We start from the raw sequence: 6,261 nt of genomic DNA, 5'->3' as shown, positions 1-6,261 counted from the left end.
TAGGCCTGCCGCCAGCGTTCAATCTGAGCCATGATCAAACTCTTCAATTAAAAAGTTTTTATATTCCGAAGAACAGCTCAATGAATTCTGAATTTATTTAATATCTTTCGATATTGAATTGACTGTGCTGCAATTCTTTTCTTAAGTAAAACCTAAGTAAGTTATTGCTGTTGGTCACTCAGCTTCAATTGAGACTCTAAATTTGTTTGCCTCACTTAGTAAACTAAGCTTGGCTGTTAGAACTCAATCTGTACGAGTGCCCACACAGATGATTGCTTTATATTGTTAAAGAACGTTGCGATTAAAGCGTTAAACTTTATCTCGCTAGGGCTGCGCATCTTACGCTTTCCTATTTTTTTGTCAACACTTAATTTTGTTAAACTTAAAAGTTTTTAAAACTAAGTTTTACTCGACTCACTGATTGACTCTTGCCTCGCTAAGCGTTGCTGTCTGCCGTCTCAGTGGGGTCGCATTATAGGGAGAACGAATTTATACGCAAGCGTTTTATTTGATAAAATTGCATTTAATTTTTACTCATAAGCACCCCACACTGAAGACACATGTTATCCACAGAAGCCTGTGGGTAACAATGCTTTTTTGCTTTTAAAACTAAACTCTTTTGACTTGTTATGGTAAGTTGCCAGCACTTTTTCAACTCATGTACTTAGGTAGTATTCATGACAGATATAATAAATAGTATAAGTGCCTTACTTTGGGGCCAAGTTCTCGTCTACTTATTAATAGCAGCAGGTGTGTTTTTTACCATTCGCTTAGGCTTTATTCAATTTGTACAATTCCCACATATGTTTAAAGTTATGTTTGGCTCACGTAAATGTGGTGGAGATGAGATTTCTTCTTTTCAAGCTTTTTGTACTTCTTTAGCGGCGCGTGTTGGAACAGGTAATATGGCCGGTGTTGCTGTGGCACTTTATTTAGGTGGCCCTGGCGCTATATTTTGGATGTGGTTGATTGCTTTAATAGGTATGGCAACTAGCTTTGCAGAAAGTACGTTAGCACAAGCTTATAAAACTAAAGACGCTGATGGCAACTTTAGAGGCGGTCCTGCTTATTATATGGAACGCGGTTTAGGCAAACGCTGGATGGGTGTGTTGTTTTCATTGTGCTTGATTTTAGCCTTTGGCCTGGTATTTAATGCTGTACAGTCAAACTCTATTGCTGCCGCATTTGAAGTAGCGTTTGATGTACCTAAGTATATAGTAGGCATTGCACTTGTAATTGGCTCTGGCATCATTATTTTTGGTGGATTAAAAACAATATCACGTTTTGCCGAAATGGTTGTTCCATTTATGGCGCTTGCCTATTTGCTAGTTGCTATATATGTATGTGCGGTTAACTTTACTGCCCTGCCTGATGTTATTGTACTTATAATTAAAAGTGCATTTGGTTTAGAGCAAGCAGGCGCTGGGGCAATTGGCTATGGTGTAACGCAAGCTATGATCCAAGGTATTAAGCGCGGTTTGTTTTCAAACGAAGCCGGTATGGGTAGCGCAGCCAATGCTGCTGCAACGGCAACACCTTACCCACCGCACCCAGCGTCACAAGGGTACGTGCAAATGCTAGGTGTATTTATAGATACTATTGTGATCTGTACAGCCACTGCCTCATTAATCTTACTGTCTAATCAACTTGTGCCTGAATCGGGTGTACTAGGAATAGAGTTAACGCAAGCTGCACTGCAAGAGCACGTGGGTGATTGGGGAACGTACTTTATCGCCATTGCCATTTTGTTTTTTGCATTTACTTCTATTGTCGCGAATTACTCATATGCCGAAACAAACTTAATGTTTTTAGAGCATAACTCTAATAAAGGAATGTTTATATTTAGATTACTTGTATTAGGTATGGTTATGTTTGGTGCCATTGGTGAACTAGGTATTATTTGGACACTTGCTGACATTTCTATGGGCCTAATGGCTATTGTAAACGTGGTTGCACTCTTTATGCTATCTGGTGTTGTTGTGTGGTTATCAAAAGATTACAACGCGCAAAATAAACAAGGTGTATTACCGACGTTTGACAAAGACAAACACCCTAAGCTTGCAAAAGAGGTTGATCCTAACGCATGGAAGTAACGCTAAATTAAAAATTATCAAGCGAGCATTAGCTCGCTTTTTTTTGCCTTACAAACTATATAAAAATTTATTAATGTATTTCAAAGATATATACCATAGTTAAATATCAGTAATAGGCGCTTTTTGATTTACTTACGTACAATAAAATTGAAGTTTGTTATCTATAATATAAAGGAGTCATGATGGATGACCAATTGAACAAATACAGTATTGACACTACGGATTACCAGGTAGGTCAAGATAACGTGCAAAAATGGGGGTTTGATGTTCATAACCCAGTGTTTGGAATAAGCGCATTTTTAGTCATACTATTTGTTGCCCTTACTTTATTGCTTGACCCTGAAGTCGTCAGGGAAGCACTTACCTCAACTAAAGATGCCATTATCAATAAATTTGATAGCTACTTCATGTTGATTGCTAATGGTTTCGTATTATTTTGCTTTGCACTTGCGCTCTCCCCTCTTGGTAAAATTCGCTTAGGGGGTGTTGATGCAAAACCTGAACATGGTTATCTCTCATGGCTGGCAATGCTATTTGCCGCAGGAATGGGAATAGGTTTACTATTTTGGGGTGTTGCAGAGCCTGCAGCCTATTACACAGATTGGTACTTAATGCCAATGAATGCTGAGCCAAACACCCCAGAAGCTCATTCTTTAGCCATGGGTGCCACCATGTATCACTGGGGCTTACATGGCTGGGCTATTTACGCCATTGTTGCGCTTAGCTTAGCGTTTTTTGCTTACAATAAAGGCCTTCCATTATCTATACGATCCGTGTTTTACCCTTTATTTGGCGATCGTGCTTGGGGTTGGCTGGGTCATGTTATTGATATTCTTGCTGTACTCTCTACGCTTTTTGGTTTAGCAACGTCTCTTGGTTTAGGGGCGCAACAAGCAACAAGTGGTATAAATTATTTAATAGGCACAGATTACGGGACTGCTTTTCAAATTACGGTTATAGCGCTCGTTACCTGTATTGCTATTGTTTCTGTTATTAAAGGGATTGAAGGGGGTGTGAAAGTACTTAGTAACATCAACCTTATCTGTGCATTTATTTTACTTGTAGCCATAATATGGCTTACTTTTGGTGATTCAATTACAGCAATATGGTTTACCTTCGGTGCATATGTGGAGCATATAATTCCGCTTAGTAATCCGTTTGGCCGTGAAGATGAAGACTGGATGCATGCTTGGACAGTATTTTACTGGGCATGGTGGATATCGTGGTCGCCATTTGTAGGAATGTTTATTGCCCGCGTTTCTAGAGGTCGTACCGTGCGAGAATTTTTATTAGTCGTCATTGGGCTGCCAACACTATTAAGCTTGGTTTGGATGGGGGTATTTGGTAATTTAGCGATTTCACAAATTATTGATAAAGTAGGCCCACTCGGGCAAAACGGTTTAACCGATATCTCTGTGACGCTATTTCAGGTTTATGAGCAGCTTCCGCTTAGTGGTTTCATTAGTGTTATTTCGATTGTACTTATTTTAGTGTTTTTTATTACCTCTTCTGATTCTGGCTCGCTTGTAATAGATGGTATAACCGCTGGCGGAAAAATTGATGCGCCGGTACCACAACGTATATTTTGGGCATCGATTGAAGGGGCTATAGCTGCCGTATTACTGTGGGTAGGAGGCTCTCAAGCCTTACAAGCTTTGCAATCGGGAGTAGTAACAACTGCGTTACCTTTCTCAATTGTGCTTATTTTAATGTGCGTGGCGCTTATTCAAGGTTTAATGAGCGAGTACCCTATTTATAAGGCACAAACAAAGTTATAGCATTATATACTTTAGTAAAGCGGCCTTGTGTGTCGCTTTGCTCACTATTTTATTTCCTCTCTTACCTAAGCTCCAGCTAATACGTTAACGAACGTACTAAAGCGCCAAACTAGTTAGCTATAGCAATCCTCTTTATAAGCACATTTTTAAATAAGTAGCGCTTATATAAATACATAAAGCCCAGCGCTATTATTTACACCTTTAGCTATCAAGCTAATATCATCAGGTAGCGACACGTTCAGCCCCGCAGAATAATTAAGTATTATTGCGGATTGGTATAAGATTGCTTTGATGAACTGAACTGAATGTAAACGGCGTTAAAAGTAGCCTATTAGCAGCAAAGGAATATAGTAAAAGTAATGTAGGTTTAATCAGCTAATGCTAACGTACAACAAAACGTATACTCTGCTTTAAGCACGATTGTCTTGCTTCAAATCATTCACCTAATTAAGCCAATTGCTATTAACTTTTAAAAGATAGGCAAAAAAGAAACGAAGTAATTATTTAAAATTAGGATGTATTTAAGTTACTAAAAGAACTTTAGTAAGATTGGTGCCCGAGGCCGGACTTGAACCGGCACGACTTGTTAGTCGAGGGATTTTAAATCCCTTGTGTCTACCAATTCCACCACTCGGGCATCGAGTTTGCTATTTAAAGCATGTGGAGTAATTAAATGGAGGCGGAACCCGGAGTCGAACCGAGGTGGACGGATTTGCAATCCGCTGCATGGCCACTCTGCCATTCCGCCTTAACGCTTCCAAATAATTTGGAGCGGCACACGAGGCTCGAACTCGTGACCTCGACCTTGGCAAGGTCGCGCTCTACCAACTGAGCTAGTGCCGCGTTAAACTTTGTCAGTAATTTGTCCGTTGGTGCGCGACCATGTCGCGGTAAAACGTTCTGGCAACTGAGCTAGTGCCGCGTTAAACTTTGTCAGTAATTTGTCCGTTGGTGCACGACCATGTCGCGGTAAAACGTTCTGGCAACTGAGCTAGTGCCGCATAAAACTTTTAATTATCTTGGTTGAATAATTAAAAAATGGTGCCCGAGGCCGGACTTGAACCGGCACGACTTGTTAGTCGAGGGATTTTAAATCCCTTGTGTCTACCAATTCCACCACTCGGGCATCGAGTTTGCTATTTAAAGCAAGTGGATAAAACTAATATGGAGCGGCACACGAGGCTCGAACTCGTGACCTCGACCTTGGCAAGGTCGCGCTCTACCAACTGAGCTAGTGCCGCATCATATTAATTCTAAATTCAATTACATAAACTAATTTATGTAATGTTGTTTTTATAAATTACACTTGGCGATGTAATTAAACCACAAAGTGGTGCCCGAGGCCGGACTTGAACCGGCACGACTTGTTAGTCGAGGGATTTTAAATCCCTTGTGTCTACCAATTCCACCACTCGGGCATCGAGCTTGCTATTTAAAGCATGTGGAGTGTTGAATGGAGGCGGAACCCGGAGTCGAACCGAGGTGGACGGATTTGCAATCCGCTGCATGGCCACTCTGCCATTCCGCCAAACCGTTGGACAACCTAATGAAAACTTGGAGCGGCACACGAGGCTCGAACTCGTGACCTCGACCTTGGCAAGGTCGCGCTCTACCAACTGAGCTAGTGCCGCATTATTATTTAATTATCTGCGTTATTCAACACCTTGCGATGTTTGCGCTGTTAATTAAGTAACTTTGGTTTTCTTTATCTTAGGGGCTATGCCCTCTCAACACGGACGCATTCTACAGAGATTATTAAACGCGTCAACACAAAAAATGCCACTTTTGAACTGTTTGATTATTTTTTATCTAAAACGGTGCGTTATTAGACGTTTACAATCAATTTTTGGTCAATTCACTCCATGCAGCCATTAAATATTGCACCATAGAGCTTAGTGTTAAATAGGTGGCTATATACAATAAAGCAAAACTTAAATAGATCATCCACGTATCGTATTGCCAAATTAGGCCAATAATTGCCAGCATTTGCGCCGCGGTTTTTATTTTGCCCATATTTGATACTGCAACGTTTCCACGTTTGCCTTGTTCGGCCATCCACTCACGTAATGCAGATATCACTATTTCACGGCTGATAATAATAAGTGCCGGAATCGTCATATACATAGACTGATAATGATCAGAGAGCGCAACAAGTGCAGCACACACCATAACCTTATCGGCTACAGGGTCTAAAAACGCGCCAAATGGCGTAGATTGCTCTAGCTTTCGTGCTAAATAACCGTCAAGTATATCGGTGATTGATGCGAGCCAAAAAATAAAAGCGGCAGCAAAAAACGCCCAGCTATAAGGCAAGTAAAATATCACCAAAAATATGGGGATAAGAAAAAGTCTAAAGGTTGTGAGTGTGTTTGGAATATTCCACATAACTA

Annotated in this window: 3 protein-coding genes and 8 tRNA genes; 2 read left to right on the top strand and 9 right to left on the bottom strand. The window is 40.6% G+C overall.

From position 1 onward, the window contains the following. Nucleotides 1-677: 677 nt before the first annotated feature. Complete coding sequence (locus tag WDB87_RS11750; RefSeq protein WP_286246829.1) at nucleotides 678-2,093, top strand: alanine/glycine:cation symporter family protein; 1,416 nt, start codon at nucleotides 678-680, stop codon at nucleotides 2,091-2,093. A gap of 182 nt (nucleotides 2,094-2,275) precedes the next feature. Continuing rightward, nucleotides 2,276-3,871: a BCCT family transporter gene (locus WDB87_RS11745; RefSeq protein ID WP_337849966.1), complete on the top strand. Its 1,596-nt coding sequence runs from the start codon at nucleotides 2,276-2,278 to the stop codon at nucleotides 3,869-3,871. A 550-nt stretch (nucleotides 3,872-4,421) separates the two neighbouring features. Here the strand turns inward: WDB87_RS11745 and WDB87_RS11740 are convergent. From WDB87_RS11740 to pgsA, 9 genes are all read right to left on the bottom strand, one after another. Continuing rightward, nucleotides 4,422-4,508 (bottom strand) — tRNA-Leu (locus WDB87_RS11740). 37 nt (nucleotides 4,509-4,545) lie between these two features. Then, nucleotides 4,546-4,619 (bottom strand) — tRNA-Cys (locus WDB87_RS11735). Between the two features lie 19 nt (nucleotides 4,620-4,638). Then, nucleotides 4,639-4,714: transfer RNA gene (locus WDB87_RS11730), tRNA-Gly, on the bottom strand. Nucleotides 4,715-4,910: 196 nt separating this feature from the next. Further along, nucleotides 4,911-4,997, bottom strand: a tRNA-Leu gene (locus tag WDB87_RS11725). Nucleotides 4,998-5,036: 39 nt separating this feature from the next. After that, a tRNA-Gly gene (locus tag WDB87_RS11720) sits at nucleotides 5,037-5,112 on the bottom strand. A gap of 90 nt (nucleotides 5,113-5,202) precedes the next feature. Then, nucleotides 5,203-5,289 (bottom strand) — tRNA-Leu (locus WDB87_RS11715). A 36-nt stretch (nucleotides 5,290-5,325) separates the two neighbouring features. Further along, nucleotides 5,326-5,399 (bottom strand) — tRNA-Cys (locus WDB87_RS11710). A gap of 27 nt (nucleotides 5,400-5,426) precedes the next feature. Then, a tRNA-Gly gene (locus tag WDB87_RS11705) sits at nucleotides 5,427-5,502 on the bottom strand. 208 nt (nucleotides 5,503-5,710) lie between these two features. Beyond that, nucleotides 5,711-6,256: a CDP-diacylglycerol--glycerol-3-phosphate 3-phosphatidyltransferase gene (gene pgsA, locus WDB87_RS11700; RefSeq protein WP_024033647.1), complete on the bottom strand. Its 546-nt coding sequence runs from the start codon at nucleotides 6,254-6,256 to the stop codon at nucleotides 5,711-5,713. Nucleotides 6,257-6,261 lie beyond the last annotated feature (5 nt).

The organism is Pseudoalteromonas sp. C12FD-1 (assembly GCF_037414265.1).
Classification (GTDB): Bacteria; Pseudomonadota; Gammaproteobacteria; order Enterobacterales; family Alteromonadaceae; genus Pseudoalteromonas.
This window is presented reverse-complemented; position numbering and strand designations above follow the sequence as displayed.